This is a genomic window from Paenibacillus sp. ATY16 (assembly GCF_003399985.2).
Lineage (GTDB): Bacteria > Bacillota > Bacilli > Paenibacillales > Paenibacillaceae > Pristimantibacillus > Pristimantibacillus glycanilyticus.
The window spans coordinates 310,704-330,298 of the sequence record NZ_NMOK02000004.1; the positions used below are offsets into that span (position 1 = coordinate 310,704).

Annotated in this window: 19 protein-coding genes and 2 riboswitches; of the genes, 11 read left to right on the plus strand and 8 right to left on the minus strand. The window is 53.8% G+C overall.

Going from position 1 to position 19,595, the window contains the following annotated elements:
- Nucleotides 1-107: 107 nt before the first annotated feature.
- Together CFI03_RS04455 and CFI03_RS04460 are read left to right on the plus strand one after the other, a co-directional pair.
- Nucleotides 108-1,160, plus strand: coding sequence for an NAD(P)/FAD-dependent oxidoreductase (locus tag CFI03_RS04455; protein WP_248756594.1), 1,053 nt, complete (start codon nt 108-110; stop codon nt 1,158-1,160).
- A gap of 111 nt (nt 1,161-1,271) precedes the next feature.
- Nucleotides 1,272-1,961: an NAD-dependent epimerase/dehydratase family protein gene (locus CFI03_RS04460; RefSeq protein ID WP_248756595.1), complete on the plus strand. Its 690-nt coding sequence runs from the start codon at nt 1,272-1,274 to the stop codon at nt 1,959-1,961.
- Here the strand turns inward: CFI03_RS04460 and CFI03_RS04465 are convergent.
- The 6 genes from CFI03_RS04465 to CFI03_RS04485 form a co-directional block, all read right to left on the minus strand.
- Entirely contained in the window at nt 1,933-4,260 is a 2,328-nt protein-coding gene (locus CFI03_RS04465; protein WP_248756596.1) for a histidine kinase, read from the minus strand. The two genes, CFI03_RS04460 and CFI03_RS04465, sit on opposite strands and share 29 nt — an antisense overlap.
- 74 nt (nt 4,261-4,334) lie before the next feature.
- Nucleotides 4,335-4,937 (minus strand): potassium-transporting ATPase subunit KdpC, encoded by a 603-nt coding sequence (kdpC, locus tag CFI03_RS04470; protein ID WP_248756597.1) that lies wholly within the window; start codon nt 4,935-4,937, stop codon nt 4,335-4,337.
- Nucleotides 4,938-4,962: 25 nt separating this feature from the next.
- Nucleotides 4,963-6,972 carry a potassium-transporting ATPase subunit KdpB gene (gene kdpB, locus CFI03_RS04475; RefSeq protein WP_248756747.1) on the minus strand — a complete coding sequence of 670 codons (2,010 nt, stop codon included), beginning with the start codon at nt 6,970-6,972 and terminating at the stop codon, nt 4,963-4,965.
- Between the two features lie 45 nt (nt 6,973-7,017).
- Entirely contained in the window at nt 7,018-8,697 is a 1,680-nt protein-coding gene (gene kdpA, locus CFI03_RS04480; RefSeq protein ID WP_248756598.1) for a potassium-transporting ATPase subunit KdpA, read from the minus strand.
- 27 nt (nt 8,698-8,724) lie between these two features.
- Nucleotides 8,725-8,802 (minus strand): K(+)-transporting ATPase subunit F, encoded by a 78-nt coding sequence (gene kdpF / locus CFI03_RS31400; protein ID WP_201003172.1) that lies wholly within the window; start codon nt 8,800-8,802, stop codon nt 8,725-8,727.
- A gap of 141 nt (nt 8,803-8,943) precedes the next feature.
- Nucleotides 8,944-9,363 (minus strand): hypothetical protein, encoded by a 420-nt coding sequence (locus tag CFI03_RS04485; RefSeq protein ID WP_248756599.1) that lies wholly within the window; start codon nt 9,361-9,363, stop codon nt 8,944-8,946.
- Nucleotides 9,364-9,484: 121 nt separating this feature from the next.
- Nucleotides 9,485-9,670: riboswitch (cyclic di-AMP (ydaO/yuaA leader) on the minus strand.
- Nucleotides 9,671-9,772: 102 nt separating this feature from the next.
- Nucleotides 9,773-9,967: riboswitch (cyclic di-AMP (ydaO/yuaA leader) on the minus strand.
- 346 nt (nt 9,968-10,313) lie between these two features.
- Here CFI03_RS04485 and rlmN point away from each other — a divergent pair.
- Nucleotides 10,314-11,384, plus strand: coding sequence for a dual-specificity RNA methyltransferase RlmN (rlmN, locus tag CFI03_RS04490; protein WP_127496439.1), 1,071 nt, complete (start codon nt 10,314-10,316; stop codon nt 11,382-11,384).
- A gap of 29 nt (nt 11,385-11,413) precedes the next feature.
- Here rlmN and CFI03_RS04495 read toward each other — a convergent pair whose 3' ends face one another.
- The gene (locus CFI03_RS04495; RefSeq protein WP_349292459.1) at nt 11,414-12,064 is read right to left on the minus strand and encodes a lysoplasmalogenase; all 651 of its coding nucleotides are present in this window, start codon (nt 12,062-12,064) and stop codon (nt 11,414-11,416) included.
- A 93-nt stretch (nt 12,065-12,157) separates the two neighbouring features.
- On the opposite strand from CFI03_RS04495, the gene CFI03_RS04500 reads away from it, so the two are divergent.
- From CFI03_RS04500 to CFI03_RS04515, 4 genes are all read left to right on the plus strand, one after another.
- Nucleotides 12,158-13,552 (plus strand): aldehyde dehydrogenase, encoded by a 1,395-nt coding sequence (locus CFI03_RS04500; RefSeq protein WP_481857648.1) that lies wholly within the window; start codon nt 12,158-12,160, stop codon nt 13,550-13,552.
- 159 nt (nt 13,553-13,711) lie between these two features.
- A complete protein-coding gene (locus CFI03_RS04505; protein WP_248756601.1) occupies nt 13,712-15,265 on the plus strand; it encodes a DHA2 family efflux MFS transporter permease subunit in 1,554 nt (517 codons plus the stop codon).
- Nucleotides 15,266-15,358: 93 nt separating this feature from the next.
- On the plus strand, nt 15,359-15,685 hold the full coding sequence (locus tag CFI03_RS04510; protein WP_248756602.1) for an MGMT family protein: 327 nt from the start codon (nt 15,359-15,361) through the stop codon (nt 15,683-15,685).
- 65 nt (nt 15,686-15,750) lie between these two features.
- On the plus strand, nt 15,751-16,173 hold the full coding sequence (locus tag CFI03_RS04515; protein WP_248756603.1) for a DUF1284 domain-containing protein: 423 nt from the start codon (nt 15,751-15,753) through the stop codon (nt 16,171-16,173).
- Between the two features lie 30 nt (nt 16,174-16,203).
- Here the strand turns inward: CFI03_RS04515 and CFI03_RS04520 are convergent, their stop codons facing one another.
- On the minus strand, nt 16,204-16,488 hold the full coding sequence (locus CFI03_RS04520; RefSeq protein ID WP_248756604.1) for an alpha/beta-type small acid-soluble spore protein: 285 nt from the start codon (nt 16,486-16,488) through the stop codon (nt 16,204-16,206).
- 409 nt (nt 16,489-16,897) lie between these two features.
- On the opposite strand from CFI03_RS04520, the gene CFI03_RS04525 reads away from it, so the two are divergent.
- From CFI03_RS04525 to CFI03_RS04540, 4 genes are all read left to right on the plus strand, one after another.
- Nucleotides 16,898-17,383, plus strand: a complete 486-nt coding sequence (locus tag CFI03_RS04525) for a WGxxGxxG family protein (protein ID WP_248756605.1) — start codon at nt 16,898-16,900, stop codon at nt 17,381-17,383.
- 2 nt (nt 17,384-17,385) lie between these two features.
- Nucleotides 17,386-17,904 (plus strand): DUF3231 family protein, encoded by a 519-nt coding sequence (locus CFI03_RS04530; RefSeq protein ID WP_248756606.1) that lies wholly within the window; start codon nt 17,386-17,388, stop codon nt 17,902-17,904.
- 123 nt (nt 17,905-18,027) lie between these two features.
- Nucleotides 18,028-18,846: a GNAT family N-acetyltransferase gene (locus tag CFI03_RS04535; RefSeq protein WP_248756607.1), complete on the plus strand. Its 819-nt coding sequence runs from the start codon at nt 18,028-18,030 to the stop codon at nt 18,844-18,846.
- Between the two features lie 166 nt (nt 18,847-19,012).
- On the plus strand, nt 19,013-19,595 hold a 583-nt coding region (locus CFI03_RS04540), incomplete at its 3' end, for a peptidoglycan-binding domain-containing protein (RefSeq protein ID WP_248756608.1).

Sequence of the window (19,595 nt, forward strand, 5' to 3'; positions counted from 1 at the left end):
GGGATTCGGTCCGATTGTCAACCGCTTATTGAAAATTATTCTCAAAAGCTTTATACTGTTGATAATGATAATCAATTACGACGGTGCTTTTCCGGGGAGGAACGTTCATGACGCAAGAAGAGTTGTATGACGTAACGGTAATCGGGGGCGGTCCCGCGGGGCTTTACTCGACTTTTTATAGCGGTCTTAGAGAATTGAAGACAAAGCTGATCGAATTCCAGCCGTTTCTGGGCGGCAAGGTTCATGTGTATCCGGAGAAAATGATCTGGGACATTGGAGGCTTAACGCCAACGCCAGGCGCGCAGCTGATCGAGCAACTGGTGAAACAGGGGCTGACCTTCGATCCTGAGGTTGTCCTGAATGAGAAGGTCGAATCCATTACCAAGAACGAAGACAATATCTTTGAGCTCCATGGCTCATCGGGACGCATCCATTATTCGAAGACCGTTATCGTTGCGGTTGGCGGCGGCATTCTGAATCCTACCAAGCTTGCGATTGAAGGCGCGGAGAAGTTTGAGGTAACCAACCTTCACTATACCGTTAAATCATTGAAGAGATTCAAAGACAAGAACGTCGTGATCTCCGGCGGCGGCAATTCGGCCGTGGATTGGGCGATGGAGCTCCTGCCATTCGCGAGGAAGATCTATATTACCTATCGCAAAGAGGCCTTGTCCGGGCATGAAGCGAATGTAACGACGCTGCTGAACAGCCCGAAAGTCGAGTGCTTGTTCCATACCGAAATTACGAAGCTGCTGGCAAATTCCGGAGATGAGCTTGTTGAACACGTCGAGCTTACGAACAGCAAGTCCGGCGAAGTATCCCGTCTGTCGATTGACGAGGTGGTCATTAATCACGGTTACGACCGGGATTCCTCTCTGCTCGAGAACAGCAAGCTGAATATCGAGATGGTCGACAATTGGTATGTGAAGGGCAATCCAAGCGGCGAAACCTCCGTACCGGGCATGTTTGCGGCAGGGGATATCCTGATGCATGACGGCAAGCTGCATCTTATTGCAGGCTGCTTCCAGGATGCGGCGAATGCGGTAAACAGAGCGAAATCCTACATCCAACCGGAAGCCAATAAGTACGGAATGGTCTCATCCCATAATGAATTATTCAAAGAACGAAACCGCGAGCTTGTGAAGCAAATGATGGTCTAGCTTAGAAAAAGGACGGAGCAGCAAGGTAGCTGCTCCGTCCTTTTTTTGTACCTGTTTATTGCCTATGCCATAATGGTTGTAGTGATTGCAAATAAGGGAGAGATGCGGGAGATGGAAGAGAAGCCGGCAAAACCAAAAATTAAAGCGATTGTGACCGGAGCGACGGGCATGGTAGGAGAAGGCGTTCTGATGGAATGCCTGATTCACCCCGATGTCGAGCAGGTGCTTGTCATTACCCGGCGGCCTAGCGGCGTTGCGCACCCGAAACTGCAGGAAATCATCCATCAGGATTTTCATGATTTGACCCCTATCCAGCATGAGCTGGAAGGCTACAATGCCTGCTATTTCTGCCTTGGCGTATCCTCCATCGGCATGTCGGAGGCCGATTATACCCGCGTGACCTACGATCTTACGATGCATGTTGCCCGTCTGCTCTCCACCCTGAACCCGGATATGGTGTTCTGTTACGTAACGGGCGGCGGGACGGACAGCACGGAGCAGGGCAGGAGCATGTGGGCGAGAGTGAAGGGAAGAACCGAGAATCACCTGCTGCAGCTGCCGTTCCGCCGGGCCTTTATGTTCCGTCCGGGCTACATGCACCCGAGCAAAGGGCAGGTAAGGATTCCGAAATGGGCAAGGGCGCTGACCTGGTTGTATCCGCTCTTGCGGCCGATATTTCCTAACCATCTCATCACGCTGCGTCAGGTGGGCCTTGCCATGATTCAGACCTCTTATACCGATTACGATCGTCATATTCTCGATCCGAAGGATATTATTGCTCTTGCGAAGGAAGGCAACTGACCACCATCACGTCCATGTTCCGGCCGCCCTGCAGCAGCTTCTTCATAATGGATGGCCGGAACAGCCGCGCAAGCCAGCCCTTTTTCTCTTGGGCAACGATTAGCTGCGTGGATTTTCGCGCGTTGGCATGGGTAAGCAGAAAAGCGGGAATATCGCGCGTCTGCTTCATCTCTTTTCGGATAAACGCACCTCCAAGCTGCTCCGTTAATTCCCGCAGCTCCTCCAAGCGGCGTTCTGTCGCGGCACAATCCGCTTGGCCGTTATCCACGGCCATGACATGCCATTCCGCCTTCAGCCGGTAGGCGATTCGGAAGCCCCTGCGGATCAGCCGCTCACCCTGGGCAAGATCGGTTATGGCTACGAAAATAACCTCCTGTCTCCGCCAGGGACCGCGCAACGCGCCCGTTCTTTCCCACGACTCCAGCCGTTCATCCACGTCATCGGCGATTTCGCGTAAAGCCAGCTCCCGAAGGGCAATCAGATTGCCCAATTGAAAAAACGCGCCAAGCGACTCCTCGACCTTGTTCATCGGATAGATCTTTCCCTGCCGCATCCGCTCCTGCAGCGCTTTGGGCGATACATCGATCAGCTCGACTTCGTCCGCCAGCCGAAGCATACGGTCCGGGATTGTCTCTCTTACCCTAACGCCGGTAATTTGCTCAACCGCATCGTTCAAGCTCTCGAGATGCTGGACGTTTACGGTTGAAATAACCGAAATGCCGGCATCCAGAATGGCGAGGACATCTTCGTACCGCTTCTTGTAATGGCTTCCCGGCACATTCGTGTGGGCCAGCTCGTCAATGAGCACAACCTCCGGAAAACGGTTCAGTATCGCCGGAACATCCATTTCCGCAAGCTTCGTTCCTTTATAAGGGATAGTGGCTTTTGGGATCATCTCAAGATCGCCGATCTGCTCCAAGGTATCCTTGCGTCCATGCGTCTCGAGAAGCCCAATGACAACATCAATGCCTTTGCGGAGAAGGACATTTCCTTCCCTCAGCATCGTGTAGGTTTTGCCGACGCCTGGCGCGGCCCCGATATAGACCTTGAAGGTGCCCCGTTTGAGCCGTTTCGTCGTTTGAAGCTGCTCGGCAGGGCTAAGTCTTTTGTAGACGGGTTCCGGAGTGGTCCGATGCTTGGCCGGCAAGATACGCTCGCCTTCAGCTTCGGTGCGGTCCGCAACGAAAAAGACGTCGATATGGCGCGCATAGCGCAAAATGCCGTTCACAACCGAGCCGTGAAGCAGCTCCTGCAGCGGCGTATGCTTTGAATGGCCGAGCACGATGCGGGTCACGCCGTGATCCATCGCGTATCTCGCCATCTGCTCGGACAGATGGCGCCGGTGCAGATGGGGAACGGCAAGCTCTTCAAAGCCTGCCCCAATCTTCTGGGTAAGCTTGATAATGGACCGCTTGAACGCGGCTGATTCCTTCGTCATTGCTTTCTCCGCTTTGACGAAGGATACGACAAGGAGCTCCCCGTTCAGCCTTCTGGCAACCTGCTGGCCCCTCCGGATATGGATCGAGCCGTTCCAGTGATATTGGGCGGCAACCAGGATCCGCTCGGCTGCGCCGGACGGACCTACCAGGCCTTGCTGTCTCCTGTGATCTTCAAGCGAATCGTTTACATCCTCCGCCATCAGCCGCAGCGCTAACTCTCTCAGCTTGCCGAGATTGCCTCTAAGCAGCAAATGGGGGGAGCTTGCGTTGCGCAAATGCCCCTCATTCAAGCGGGTTAGAATCGTTTCAGGCGATACGTCGATTAATCGGACTTCATCGGCCAGCTCCAGAATATCGTCGGGAACGGTATGCTCGGCCTCGATGCCGGTGAGCTGAAAGGCCAGGTCCGATACGCCGTTCAGCTCATATACGTTAAGCGTTGTAATCACGCTGATGCCGCATTCCAGCAAGTGACGAATATCGTCGAGGCGGGTGGGAAGGGGACTGTCCGGCCGGTTTCGGTGAGCAAGGCCGTCCACGAGCACAACCTCGGGATTGCGCGCTTTAATAGCCGTCATATCAAGATCTTTGCGCTCTATCCCGTCCTTTTGCCAATGAATGCTCGGGATTCGTTCCAGTTCGGCAAGCTGCTCCATCGTCTCCGGCCGCTGCATCGTGGAGACGGCGCAGGTGACCACGTCGATGCCTTGCTTCCGCAGCTGCTGGCCTTCTCGCAGCATATGATACGTTTTGCCGGCCCCGCTGACGGCACCGATATAAATTTTGAGCCGTCCGTGATGCAGCTTCGTTATGGCCTTCAGAAGCTCTTCGGGTGTTTTGCGGCGATAGCTGTCGTTCATGTTCGGTCATTCCTCCTCTCCGTAAACCTCGGGAAAGCCCCGTCTGCGCCACTTGCGGGCAGGCGGGCTTAACCTTACTTGCGGAGCTGGCTTAATTCGATGTTCAGCTCCAGCACATTCACGCGGGGATCGCCAAAGACGCCAAGATCCCGTCCGTCGGTATGCTTTTTCACCAGCTCTTTCAGAGTGTCCGCCGATAGACCGGTCAGCTTGCTGATGCGGGGGATTTGGACTTCGGCCGATGCCGGCGTAATATGCGGGTCAAGACCCGAGCCGGAGTTGGTAATCAGCGCAAGGGGAAGCTGGCTGACCGGGACGTCGGGATTGGCAGCCTGCCAGGCGGCAATCGAATCTTTGGTCCGCTGAAGCATGTCGGGATTCGAAGGCGCGTAGTTGTTGGAGCCGGATGCTTCCGCTTTATAGTCAATGCTGGATACCCGTCCTTGGAAATAAGCAGGGTCGGTGAAGCTTTGCCCGATCAAGGAGGAGCCGATGATCCGGCCGCTCGAATCCTTGATCATGCTGCCGTTCGCCTGATGGGGGAAGAGCAGCTGCGCAAGGCCCGTTGACACTAGCGGGTAAATAATGCCGCATAGCAGAATAAACGCGATACCGGCTCTTAAGGCAATCATAAAGAGAGAGCCGTTAGATCCCGATGAAGATGTGGAGTTCGTCATGATTATCTCATCCTTTCAGATCGGTCTAGATCCATACATGAACAAATAGGTCGATCAGCTTAATGCCGATGAACGGGGCAAGAACGCCGCCCAGTCCGTAGATCAGCAGGTTTTTGCTTAACAGCTTCGACGCGCTCATCGGTTTGTACTGCACCCCGCGCATAGCGAGCGGAATGAGCAGCGGAATGATGATCGCGTTAAAGATAAGCGCGGACAGAATGGCCGAAGAGGGCGAACCCAGCTTCATAATGTTCAGGGCGTCCATCTGAGGGATCGCGATCATAAACATGGCCGGTATGATGGCGAAATATTTCGCGATATCGTTCGCGATACTAAAAGTCGTCAGCGCGCCGCGAGTCATCAGGAGCTGCTTGCCGATGGCAACCACCTCGATAATTTTGGACGGGTCGGAATCCAGGTCGATCATATTGGCCGCTTCCTTCGCGGCTACGGTACCGCTGTTCATGGCAAGGCCAACGTCGGCCTGGGCAAGGGCCGGAGCGTCATTCGTTCCGTCGCCCGTCATGGCAACGAGGCTGCCCGCCGTCTGCTCGCGGCGGATCAGCGCGATTTTATCCTCCGGCTTGCTCTCCGCCACAAAATCATCCACACCGGCTTCGCGGGCAATCGTTGCGGCTGTCAGCGGGTTGTCGCCGGTACACATAATGGTCTTGATCCCCATGCGGCGAAGCTGATCGAATCTCTCCTGCATGCCCGGCTTCACGGTATCCTTCAAATAAATAATCCCATAAATGCGGCTATCAACCGCAACGGCGAGCGGCGTACCGCCAAGCACGGCAACTCCTTCGCCGGTAGCGTCGAGATCGGACGGGACGGTGCCGCCTTGGGAAGCTACCCATTTCTTCACGGCATCGACGGCGCCCTTGCGGACTTTCCGTCCGTCCGGAAGATCCAGACCGCTCATCCGGGTCTCGGCCGTAAACGCAATGACCTGCGCATTCTCGGCAAGCTGGGCCTGATAGCTCAGCTGTTTGCTCTTCATCAGCTCCAGGACGGAACGGCCCTCCGGCGTTTCGTCCTTGGCCGAGCTGACCGCCGCCCACTCGCCAAGCTCCTGAACGGTTACGCCTTTGACGGGCAGGAATTCGCTTGCCATCCGGTTGCCGTACGTGATGGTACCGGTCTTATCCAGAATCATCGTATTAATGTCGCCGGCTGCTTCTACCGCTTTGCCGGACATGGCCAGCACGTTAAACTGCGTCACCCGGTCCATGCCGGCGATCCCGATTGCTGAGAGCAGACCGCCGATGGTAGTCGGGATGAGACAGACCAGCAGGGCGATAAGCACCGGAATGTCAAGCTCTACGCCAACATATTTGGCGATTGGCGCAAGGGTAACCACAACGATCAGGAAGATCAGCGTCAGACTGGTAAGCAGCGTGTTCAGCGCCAGCTCGTTAGGCGTCTTTTGGCGTTTGGCGCCTTCAACCAGAGAGATCATGCGGTCGATAAACGATTCGCCGGGATCGCTCATAATGCGGACCTTGATCCGGTCGCTGACAACGCGGGTGCCGCCCGTTACCGAGCTGAAGTCGCCGCCGGCTTCCTTGATCACCGGTGCAGATTCGCCGGTGATTGCCGACTCGTCGACAGAGGCAAGGCCTTCGATAATTTCGCCGTCACCCGGAATCATCTCTCCTTCGGAGACAACGACGATATCGCCTTTGCGGAGCTCGGTTGACGATACCTGTTTTATGGTCTGGCCCGTAACTTTGTTTGCCGTAATGTCCTTTTTGCTCTTCTTGAGCGAGTCCGCCTGGGCTTTGCCCCGTCCTTCGGCCAGCGCTTCCGCGAAATTAGCGAACAGGACGGTGAACAGCAGGATCAGAAAGACCGTCAGATTGAACCCGAGTCGGCCCTCCGTTCCGAAATAGCCGGGGAAGATCGTCATTAGCAGGACGACAAGCGTGCCGACCTCAACGACAAACATGACGGGATTTCTCATCATGGTCAGCGGATTTAATTTCAGAAAGCTGTCCTTCACCGCGCGACTGATAATCGCCGAGGTCAGCATGGATTTACGTTGTGTGGTCACGGTTATTCACCTCATCCTTATCCGTTAGCGAATCGTTAAATACTCTGCGATAGGTCCAAGTACAACGGCAGGCAGGAACGTCAGCGCGCCGACAATAACGACGGTTCCTACTAGGATCCCGCCAAACAGCACGTTGTCCGTCCGGAATGTGCCGATCGTTTCCGGTACGGGCTTTTTGCGGACCAAGGATCCGGCTACAGCCAGCATGGCAATCATCGAAACATATCGTCCAAGCAGCATGACGACGCCGGTCGTCATGTTCCAGAACGGCGTATTGTCGGCAAGACCTTCAAAGCCGGAGCCGTTATTCGCAGCTGACGAGGTGTATTCATAGAGCACCTGCGAGATGCCGTGAAAGCCCGGATTCGTAATGGCACCCTGGCCAAGATCCGTCAGGAAAGCAATGGCGGTTGGCGCCAGAATAATAAACGGATGAACGAGAATCGCGATCGCAATCAGCTTCATTTCCTTGGGTTCGATTTTCCGCCCGAGAAACTCAGGTGTCCGACCGACCATTAGTCCCGCGATAAAGACGGCAAGAATCGCATACATCAGCATATTGACGAGGCCAACGCCTTTGCCGCCGAACACAACGTTCAGCATCATCTCCGCCAGCGGGACAAGACCGCCGATTGGGGTCAGCGTATCATGCATGTTGTTGACCGAACCGGTAGTAGCCGCCGTTGTCACCGCCGTAAAGAGGGAGGACTGGGCAATGCCGAACCGGACTTCCTTGCCTTCCATGCTGCCTTGCGAGGCGTCTACGCCAAGGTTGTTCAGTACCGGATTGCCATGCAGCTCAGCCGTGTAGACCGTTGCAAGGAATACCAGGAACAGCGACATCATCGCGCCAAACACAACCCAGCCTTGCTTGCGGTTTCCCGCGAACCGGCCGTATACGTAGGGAAGGCAAGCAGGCAGCGCCCACATGGACAAAATCTCGATCACGTTCGTCAGCGGGCTTGGATTCTCGAATGGATGCGCCGAGTTGGCGCCCATAAAGCCGCCGCCGTTGGTACCCAAATGCTTAATCGATTCCAGCGAAGCAACCGGCCCGATGGCGATGCTCTGCGTTGCGCCTTCCAGCGTTGTTGCCGTTACGTTAGGCTGCAGCGTCTGCGGCACGTGAAGAGCCACGAGTACCAGCGTAATAAGCGTTGCGAGCGGCAGGAAAATCCGCGTGTGGGATTTCACGAAGTCGGTAAAAAAATTGCCGATTGTGCTGCCTCTGCTCGTTAAGCCGCGGATAAAAGCAATCGCAACCGAGAAACCGGTAGCCGCCGAGGTAAACATCATCATCATGATGACGGCCATCTGCGAGAAATAGGACAGCCCCGTTTCGCCGCTGTAATGCTGCAGGTTCGTATTCGTAATAAAGCTGATGACGGTATTGAACGACAGCGTTTCTTCCATAGCGCCGATGCCGTTTGGATTGCCAGGAAGGCTGCCCTGCAGCCGCAGAATCAGATAACTGAGCGCGACGAGCACGATATTCGTAAGAAGGAAGCTTAACGCGTACTTTTTCCAAGTCATGCCGTCACGGGATTTCAGCCCGATGACTTTATAGATGAACCGTTCTATGCCGCCGAATAAACGGTCGGTCCGGTTCGGTTGATCCGAGTACACGTGGTACACGTAGGTTCCGAGCGGTTTGACGAGCAGTACGAGCACGCCAATCACGATAATGAGCTGTAAAATATCCATTGTGGCCTCCCAGCGATCGATAAGGTTTTAGAATTTCTCCGGATTGATCAAGGCGTAAATCAAGTAAAGAAAAAGAAACAGGGCAAGCACTAACGTGACGATCATCGCTTATCCTCCTCTTGAATAGCCCGGTCGCACCATTGCATAAAGCCGGCGAAAAGTACGAATATCGCTGCCAGAAGCAGCACCATATAGATATCCTGCATAGCAAATTCCTCCTAAAAGAATGGCGAATAACTTTCGACCTTACCGATTATCTTGGCTCGCCATGAGGTCGTTTATGATTAAAAAGGAAGTATCCGCATGGCTGGAATGAATAACGTAATTGGCGCCCATCCCTTTATAGATCAGACGGGGATTCGCGCTGTCCGTAACGACGCAGATCGATTTGGATGTCCAGCTGCGGCAGATCTGGATATAACGGCAGCACAGATTCAAGCTTCTTTCGAATAAAAAGATCCGTCCGACGGGCAGCTCCGGAACACGCCAGGTGGCTTCATCGGTTGTATTAATGACGATGATCGTGGATACGCCAAGCTCCAGCATCCGCTCGTATTCGGTCTTGTTGTTCACGATGGCGGCAAACGGGATATGCCGGCGCAGCAGCTGTTTAATGAAATCCTCGCCCTGCACGTTGGGTGCGGAGACGAGTATATAATCGTCCATGGTTTACGCTCCTCTTTTCGTTAGAGGAATCAACGACAAACAAAAAAGCCGCGGAAGAGGGACTCTTCACGCGGCTTATAAGCGCAGCAGAAAATAAACCGCGCCTATATTCACGATCATCGTTGCCTCTCTTGGTACGCTGACGAAGTTAGCTGACGGATTCGGGCGTAAGAGTCGCCCTACGCCGATGCCGCGCGTCCCGCGCTGCTTCGGCGATTCACCCCGTGGACAAGCTGGCTGTATGGAACAGCCGCCCGTCCGATTGGTTCCCCCGTTCCCCGCGAAGGGGATTAAGCGATAAAGACAGTTGATTAAAAATGGCATGAGAAAAAGCCGCAGAGGAAAGATCCCCGCGGCCTTTAAAGGTCACAAGATCACATCATCCTCTCTACTTGGAAAATGCCCTGCCTTGAGCATTTTCATCGCTTACGAGGTTAGCTGACGGATTCGGACGGTGAGAGTCGCCCTACCGGGTTCGGCCGCGCGCAGCCTTTTCCCGGATTCACCCCGGATAAGCATGCCGCGCCGGCTCTCACACCGTTGCCATGCCGCTTATCGATTGGTTCCCCCGTTTCCCTTAACGGAAACTCAGCGATTGTTGCATTTGCTGAATCGTATATTACGCCTGACGGCCGAAGTTGTAAATGAACCGTAGAGGCGGCATATTGTCTAATTTTGACAAGGAGTTTGGTTAGAGCGTTTACATTTGGAGGTAACTCTACCATGCTCTTTCTTGGACCTTATATCTCCCGAATGCTGCAATTCGTTGTGAAACTTAGGTGTATGCCAAGCCTAAATTGGTTTATCCGGGTTGCCAGATAAGAGGGCGGAATGAGCGTATTCTGGAACGATTGGACTTTTTCGCCCCTTGTTTTCGTCAGCTAATTTTGGGACAATAGGAGCAGTATGCGGTTTTGTTTTGGCCGCGTTTCACGAAAAGAGGAAAAACGATGAGTACACCATCCATTTACGGATTTACATTAGATCAATTAACGGCTTGGCTTGGCGAGCGCGGGCATAAAAAATTCCGGGCGACGCAGGTATGGGAATACTTGTACCGGAAGCGGGTTACGAGCTTTGCGGATATGACGGATGTTCATCCGGACTGCGTGAAGCTGCTGGAGGAGAACTTTGCGATCCAGACGCTGGTCGAGCATACGAAGCAGGTGTCGAAGGACGGTACCGTCAAGCTGCTGCTTAAATTGGATGACGGCAACCTGATCGAGACGGTAATGATGCGCCATAAGTTCGGCTTGTCGGTCTGCGTAACCACGCAGGTGGGCTGCAACATCGGCTGCAGCTTCTGCGCCAGCGGCCTGCTGAAGAAGAGCAGGGATCTGACAAGCGGCGAGATTGTCGAGCAGATTATGAAGATTCAGCTCCATCTTGACGAAGCAGGCCAAGGCGAGAAGGTCAGCCATATCGTTGTCATGGGCATCGGCGAGCCGTTTGATAACTTTATTCACCTGAACGACTTCCTTACAACGGTCAAGGATCATAAAGGTCTGGCTATCGGACCACGCCATATTACGGTATCGACAAGCGGTCTCGCGGACAAAATCAGGGAGTTTGCCGACAAGGATCAAGGGGTTAACCTCGCTGTATCGCTGCATGCGCCTAATAACGAGCTGCGGACGCGGATTATGAAGATCAACCGCGCGATTCCGATCGAGAAGCTGATGGATGCGATCGATTATTATCTGGAGCGGACGAACCGCCGCATTACGCTGGAATATATTTTGCTCAAGGACGTCAACGACCAGCCGGAGCATGCGCTTGAGCTTGCCGAGCTGGTGGGCGACCGCCGCCGCTCCCTCGTGAACGTGAACCTGATTCCTTACAATCCGGTTGACGAGCATAGCCAATACCAGCGCAGCGAGAACGATTCCATAAAGGGCTTCTACGATACGCTCAAAAAACAAGACGTCAGCGTCAGCGTCCGCCTCGAGCATGGCGCCGACATCGACGCGGCTTGCGGCCAGCTGCGCAGCAAGCAGATGAACAAGGAAAAAGCCGGATAACAACCTGACCGGCATAATCAAAGCCATGATCAGAGGATCATGGCTTTTTGCTTGGGAGCGGTGCGGCTCCGGTATCCGATGCAGGTGGCGATGCAGAATTGGGCGGCATAATAAGTGGTCATAATGAGCACGTCTGACCCGGCAATATCCGAAATAAACTTATTCCAGGCGAGAATGGAGTCGGAAGCCATAAAGAGCAGGGCGCCCGCAATCGCCCATGCGTTGCAGGACATCATAGCCGACCAGCCCATCAGCGAAATGGCCGTTACATAGACAAGAACGGGGATTCTCAGAGCGTCGTCCTCCGATTTCGCAAGCGCATCAAGCAGCTCGTAGCCCATATAGACGGCATAAGCACCGATTGGAACGATCGTTACGAGCCGCCAGAAGGAAAACTTCCATTGCCCGAAAAATCCGCTTAAATAAAACAAATGGCCGATCAAAAAGGCGGACAGTCCCACGACGAAGTTACCCAGGGTAACATCGCCAACCACGCTGAAGACAAGACCGGCCAGCAGAATCCATTGAAACCGCTTACCGTTTGGAGCGGACTGCAAGTAAGCATAAGCGATGATCAGAAGCATCGGAATCGCTTTGAAAATTAGCTTGACGGCATGCGGTTCAGCGGGAATGATAAAAATGTAAAGCAAGCCTGTAAGCAGAATAAGGGCAAGCAGCATTTTGTTCAATCGGCATCGCTCCTTTTTCCTAACTATAGCATAGAATTTCATTTTGCAAGTCCGGATTTATATCGAAAAAAGGCGGGGTATCGCATGAATATGAACTTGAACTCGAACACGAATACAGCTCAAGCGTTGCTGGAAAAGCAGCGGCATTATTACGGAACGGGGGCAACCCGGAGTCTCGAATTCCGGCAGGCTCAGCTGGCCAAGCTGCGCCAGGCCGTCACGGAACGCGAGGATGCGATTATGCAGGCGCTTCGGCTTGACCTGAACCGGAGCGAGCAGGAGTCCTATATGCTAGAGATTGGACTTGTCCTGAAGGAAATCTCTTTTGTGCAGAAGCGGCTGAAGCGGTGGATGAAGCCCGCCAAGGTCAAAACGGCGCTCACCCACATGGGCAGCAAGGGGTATATCGTGCCGGAACCGCTTGGCACCGCGCTTATTATCGCTCCGTGGAACTATCCGTTCCAGCTTGCGATGGCGCCGCTTGTCGGAGCTATAGCGGCGGGCAATACCGCAGTCCTGAAGCCCTCGGAGCTGTCTCCGGCCGTATCGGAGGTCATGTCTTCGCTTGTTCAGGATACGTTCGACCCCTCTTACATAGCCGTTATGGAAGGCGGAGTTGAAGTAAGCAAAGAGCTGCTGAACCTGCCGTTCGATAAAATTTTCTTCACGGGCAGCGTTAACGTCGGCAAGCAGGTCATGGCGGCGGCAGCCAAGCATTTGACGCCGGTTACGCTGGAGCTCGGGGGAAAAAGCCCGGCTATCGTGCATCATGACGCCAATCTCAAGCTGGCCGCTAGACGTCTTGCCTTCGGCAAATTCATTAACGCCGGGCAGACCTGCATCGCGCCCGATTACGCGCTCGTGCATCACAGCGTGCTGGAGGAGTTCCTGAGGCAGCTCCGCAAGTCGGTAACGAAGTTCTATGGCCAGAATCCGCTTGAGCATAAGGATTACGGCAAAATCATTTCGGAGAGGCATTTCCGTCGGCTTGCAGGTTTCCTTCGCGAAGGGGAGGTTGTCATGGGCGGAGGGGCAGACGAGATGGCGCTCCGGATCGAGCCAACCGTATTAACCCGCGTAGATTGGAATATGCCGGTCATGCAGGAGGAGATTTTCGGCCCGATTCTGCCGGTCTTGGTCTATGACGAGCTGCAGGAGGCGATTGATCAGATCAATGCGCGTCCGAAGCCGCTTGCTCTCTATCTGTTCAGCGAGAACGCGGCTATTCAGAAGCGGGTGACCGAAGCGGTGCCGTTTGGCGGCGGATGCATCAACGATACGCTTATGCATCTGGCGACGCCGTATTTGCCGTTTGGCGGAGTGGGCGAGAGCGGTATCGGGGCCTATCATGGCGAGTACAGCTTCAAGACCTTTTCCCATATGAAAAGCGTGCTGAAGCAAACGACCCGATTCGATTTCGCCTTCCGTTATCCGTCGGCCAAGGGCGGTCTTTCGATCATCCGGCGGCTGATGAAATAGCGGAATAAAGCTGAAAACGTTTTATGCATTTTTTACCAAAAAATCGATTGACTTCGCCTAATTTGCTCAGTAACATGGGATTGCACACTACCATTACAGACTGCCGTTGTCCTTCTCAACCTTGGCGTAATGGGGTATTCCATGTAGGAGGTTATACGGATGGAACAACGGTTAACGGATAACCCTCAGGAGCAGGATTTCAGCATGAAAAGCATTCTGCTTCCGCTTGTCGCGATTATTCTCGGTTGTTTTATGGTTATTCTCGATACAACGGCGATGAACGTCGCTTTATCGAAGCTCGTGGAGGATTTCCATACGCAGCTTCCCACTCTGCAGTGGACCGTAACGGGGTATATGCTGGCGCAGGCCGCCGTCATTCCGCTTGCGGGCTGGCTGTCCGACCGGTTCGGAGCCAAGACGGTTTTTCTGACTTCGGTTATTCTCTTTACGATTGGCTCGCTCCTATGCGCGCTGCCGAACGACCCGCAGACGTTGATTATGTTCCGAGTTATCCAAGGGCTTGGCGGCGGATTCGTGCTGCCGGTTGCGATGGCGTACGTTTACCGGCTGAGTCCGCCCAATAAGGTAGGGCAGGTCATGGGCATGCTTGGCGTGCCGATCCTTCTGGCGCCGGCGATTGGCCCTATTCTCTCGGGCTGGCTGGTCGAATACCATTCCTGGCGCTGGATCTTCCTAATTAATCTGCCGGTTGGGATTATCAGCGTATTGTTTGGGCTATGGAGTCTGCCGAAGCTGGCAACCAAGAAGCTTGCCGGCTTGGATATTCCGGGCATGATTCTGGGGCCGCTCGCTTTCGCCGCTTTATCCTATGGCGTTAACCAGGGCGCCGAAAGCTGGACTTCGGACAAAACGCTCACCGGCCTTATCGTTGGCGGCATCGCGTTAATCGTCTTTATTTTCGTAGAGCTGCGCGCGAAGCATCCGCTTCTGGATCTTCGGGTGTTCCGCTCGGTTGATTTCTCGTTCGGCATTGTGGTGCAGTGGATTGTCCAGTTCTCGCTGTTTGGCGCGATTTTCCTGCTGCCTCAGTTTCTTCAGCAGGGCCGCGGCTACGGCGCCTTTGATACCGGCCTGACCTTGTTCCCGCAAGCGCTGGCTTCAGCCTGCATGATGCCGATCGGCGGGTATTTATTCGACCGGATCGGGGTCCGCTGGCTGGTTGTTATCGGGCTCAGCCTTGTTTCCGGAGCAATCTTCCAATACTCGAATCTCGACATTCATACGGGAAGAGAGGATCTGCTGCTGCCGCTTATCATGGCCGGTTCGGGAATGGGGCTTATGATGATGCCGCTTAATTCCCATCTGATCAACAAGACGCCTCGGGAGCTGGTCAGCCGGGTTACTTCGCTTACGAGCGCGATGCAGCAGGTAATCAGCTCGCTGGCGGTAGCGCTGCTCGTCACGATTCTGACGAAGCGGATTGCAAAGCTCATGGTTGAAGCGAACGTGCCGCCCGAAGCGCTGGCTAATCAGACCGCGGGAAGCGGCGCCGCGCAGGCGAGTCCGGAGCAGCTGCAGCAGCTCCTCGCCTTGGCGGTCGATGCGTTTGACTACACCTTCGGCATTATGGTGTTTGTGGCTATAACCGGAGCCTTGCTGGGGCTTCTGCTGCGCAGAGGCAAGAAAAATTCCGGAGAGAGCGCGCAGGCCGACAAGCCGGAAGCGGCTCTCGAAGGGCTTCATATGGGATAATGGAAATCAATTAACCGAGAATAGGGTCAGTTTCATTAGCCAACGCTAGTGGAACTGATCCTTTTTGAGTATACGGGGAAAGGACAAACGCTTATGTTACAGCCTTATACGCAGAGAGTAGTCGATATTATTAAGAAGATCCCGGAAGGGAAAGTGATGACCTACGGGCAAATCGCGGGATTGGCAGGCAGCAGCCGCGGGGCAAGACAGGTCGTGCGTATCCTGCATTCCTTGAGCAGCGCCCATCAGCTGCCCTGGCATCGGGTGGTGAACGCCAAAGGGGAAATCGCTATCCAGGAAGACGAATCACGGATGCTGCAGAGGCATATGCTGGAGGCTGAAGGCGTGTATATAGGGATTAACGGAATGATTGACCTGGAGGAGTACAGGTATGAACCGGATATTCCGCCCGATAGATAACTCTCCCCATGTGTTAACCTTTGTGGTAAAATCGGGTTAACATATGAAGGGGAGGAGCAGTTCCCATGCAAAGCATCGCGTTAAGAGGGCATCATCTGTTTTGTTTGCTTGGATACCGCGGCAAGGGATATTCGGAAAGTTTCTGCACGAACATGACAGCCGTTTATGAAACGCTGCGGAACGACCCGAAGACGATCATAGAGATTATCGAAGGCCCGGATAAGATCTGCGCGGCCTTTCCATCCGACCAGCCGAACCATTGCCATAATCCAAGCGTATACCGGAAAGACAGCGAAATATTAGGCGAGCTCGGGCTGGCGGCCGGCAATCGGTTAAGCTGGGAGGAACTGATCGGGAACATTGCTGCCGCTGTTCAACCGGATGACATTCACAGGCTCTGCTACGATTGTCCATGGGAGCCATACGGTTTGTGCCAGGAAGGGGTTGCCCATATCCGGCAGGCCAAAATGCTAAGACCGTTGCCTTAACCTCATTTAGGCAAAAAATAAAGCGGCAGCTTAAGGCTGCCGCTTTGCTAATTTCTCCTGCGCCATCCGGATCATTTCCCGGATCATGGCACCGCCGATTTTTCCCCCGACATGGCCGGCATCCTCGGTTTTCATATTCCCGTTGTCGCCATTGCGGTTCATCCGGATTCCCATTTCGCTAGCTACTTCGTATTTCACGTCATCCGGTCTGTTCTCGTCAACCGCGTAGCCTTCCTGGCGCATCACGTTTGCCTTTAAGGTCTGCATGGCCGCCCCTGCTTCAGGAACAAGTAATCTTCTGCTTCGTCTTCCCATTTCGCCGCACCGCCTCATCGTAATTTGACGGTATTACCTTTCCCTGCAGCCTCGGCATTTATGAAGGAGAAGCATTAAATAAACTTGGCTAGAATGGCATCCACTTTTGCCTTGTTGCAAATAAAGGTATGCCTGTTCAGAAGCCTCTGATTCAGCGTGTTTTTGTTATGCACGACAACCATGTAGTTGCGCTTGCCTGACTTGTTTCTACAATAATGGCTTTGGTCATCTCGCTTTTGTCCCTTCCTAATCCTTATTTTATAAACTCTCATTTGCATATGAGATTACTTCGGAAGGAATGGTTTGGATATAGGCCTCATTCCCTCCAGTTAAAAATCTGGCAGAATATCCGTGCCTTCCTCACAGCACACTTATGGATGTACCAAATATCCGAGGGAGGTTTTCGCCAATGAAAAAGAAATTATTCTCCACGCTGTGCGCCGCAACTATTCTTATGTCTGCCGCTTCCGTCCCAGCCTTTGCTGCGTCAGCCAAAGATGAGGTCGCAACGGACAACTTCCGCAGCACGCATTACGGTTCCACGACTTACGGAACTTACGGAACGGATGGCAACAGCACGACAACCAACCGTACGAACAACTACAACGGAACAATGAACGGTACGAACGGCTTCGGCACAAATCCTTACGGCACTAATAACTACAGCACCAATAACGGTTATAATCCGAACCGGAACAGCTTCATTGGTAATACAAACCGAATGAACAGCTACAGCACGACAAGCACTACAGGTACGGGAACAAGCGCCTTAACAAACGGCAATTACCGCACCTTGGCTAACACGAACGACCGCGATTACGACTGGGGCTGGCTTGGTCTGCTTGGTTTGGCCGGATTGTTCGGACTTAGAAGCCGTGATCGCGAGCGTACCTAAGAATGGGGATTTTAAGTGGTAATCCAAAAGACGAGCCGATGCATTACGGTGAGATCTATGCCGTATGGCAGGCGTCTATGGTGGCCAAAAGCGCCGTTTCCTGCTGTCAGGCTTATTTAAGCCATGCCGGCGATAAGGATCTCAAAAAGATCCTGGAGGACCTTATTGACCAGTCAAGGCTGGAGTCGACTGAGTTGGACGCGTTGCTCACCCGTAACGGGATAACGCCTGCTCCGGCGATGCCCGAAAGGCCGCCGGTAAAGCTTGAGGATATTCCCGCGGGAGCAAGATTTGCGGATAACGAAATCGCCTTTGGCATTGCCGGCGGTCTGTCGGCGGGTCTTGTGGCTTGCAGCCAGGCTATGGGTATCTCGATTAGGGAAGATATTGGCGCGCTGTTCGGCAAATACCACATGACTAAGGCAGCCTTGGGCTTGCGTATTTTGGAGATGTCCAAAAAGAAAGGGTGGCTGATCCCGCCACCGCTCCAACTGAAGCGCTCCGAGCCTGTTCATGCCTAAAAATTAAGCAAAAAGCCCTGCTCAGCGAGCAGGGCTTTTTGCAGGATTGACGAATACAACAGATACATATAGACTGGGAAGAATTTCTTTGGACGCGAGCCATATAAGAAAGGAGAATTCGCGATGTGGGAGAGATTGCTGCCTGGCGAGCAGGCTATGGATGCTCTAAGATCACCCTTATTTATTCCAGACGAGGTAAAGATGAATTTGCTGCACCGGATATGCGAGATGAGCCATTCGGTTATCTATAGAGCCGCGGGCGGCTCCGCGATTTTTGCCGGTTCGCCTGGTCATAATGCCTGGCTATGGGTGGATGAAGCGCTTGCGGAGGAACAAAGACTCCTTCTCTTCAAAGCCTTGGTGAAGCTTACCGGATATTCGCTTCGCGGAATTACGGCGGAGCCTAGGCATGCCAAGCTGTTTGCGGAGCTGTACGCTGTACGCTACCGTGTGCGCCCCGAGTACAAAATGGGGATGGAAGCTTATTATTGTCCGGACATCCGGTATCCGGCGGAAGTAGAGGGAGAGCTGCGGCTGACCGTTTCCTCGGACGCTCCGCTAATCGCGGATTTCATGGCCGGCTTTGCGGAAAACGCATACGGTTACAAGGTCCATCCGGCTAGTCAATTGCCAACCGCGGAAAATACGATTGCTACAGGCAATCTATACATATGGATTGTTGATAAAAGGCCGGTATCGATGGCGCATATCGCTCACCGCTCTCCGCGCCATGCCCGTATTAATTATGTCTATACGCCGCTGGAGCTGCGTAAGCAGGGGTTTGCGAGCGCGACGGTTGCCGCCTGCTGCGGCCTGATCGTGCAAGAAAACCGGATCCCCATGCTGTATGCGGATTTGACCAACCCCGATTCCAATAAGGTGTATCAGAATATCGGCTTTGTGGAAAGCGGCAAGGTAGCCGACGTCAAGTTCGTATCCTAAAGACAAAACCCTCTCCGGTTAAGCGGAGAGGGTTTGCTGTTGTTACCGGGCACCGCGGTAGCTTTCCGTTATTTTTTATATCGAAAGGTGCCGTATGAAATTTTGAATTGGGGAATAGTAAGGCGTGGAAATACAATTCAATGAGAATAGGAAGGTGTAGTAACAAATGAAATGGGATTGGATGTTGTCTTCCCGCGAGGACGAGAATAAAGGGAAGGCTAAAAAGGCCGGAAAAATCCTGGGTGCGGTTGTTTTGTCTGCTGCACTTATGTTTGGCGGTGCCGGAACGACTCTTGCGGTCGGCAAAGGAGCCAAAGGACCGGACATCTACGTTATTCAAGGGATGCTTAAGGGAATCGGCAGCTATTCCGGCAAAATCAACGGTTATTATGACAATACAACCGTAAGAGGCGTCAAGCATTATCAAAAAACGCATGGCCTCCCGGTGACTGGCTCGGTGGATGCAAAAACATTCCAGTCGATTACTTACTCGTACAACACGGCTAAATACGGCAAAAAGGTAAGCGCCAAAGGTGTCGGCAAAGCTAGAGGTCTTGGCGTTGGCCAAGGCGGCGGAGCAGGCGGTGGCGCAGGAGCAGGCGGCGGCGCAGGAGCAGGCGGTGGCGGCGGCGCAGGAGCTGGCGGCGGAGCAGGAGCTGGTGGCGGCGGCGGAGCAGGCGGCGGCGCAGGAGCTGGCGGTGGCGGCGGAGCAGGCGGCGGCACAGGTATTGGTGGCGGCGGTGCAGGCG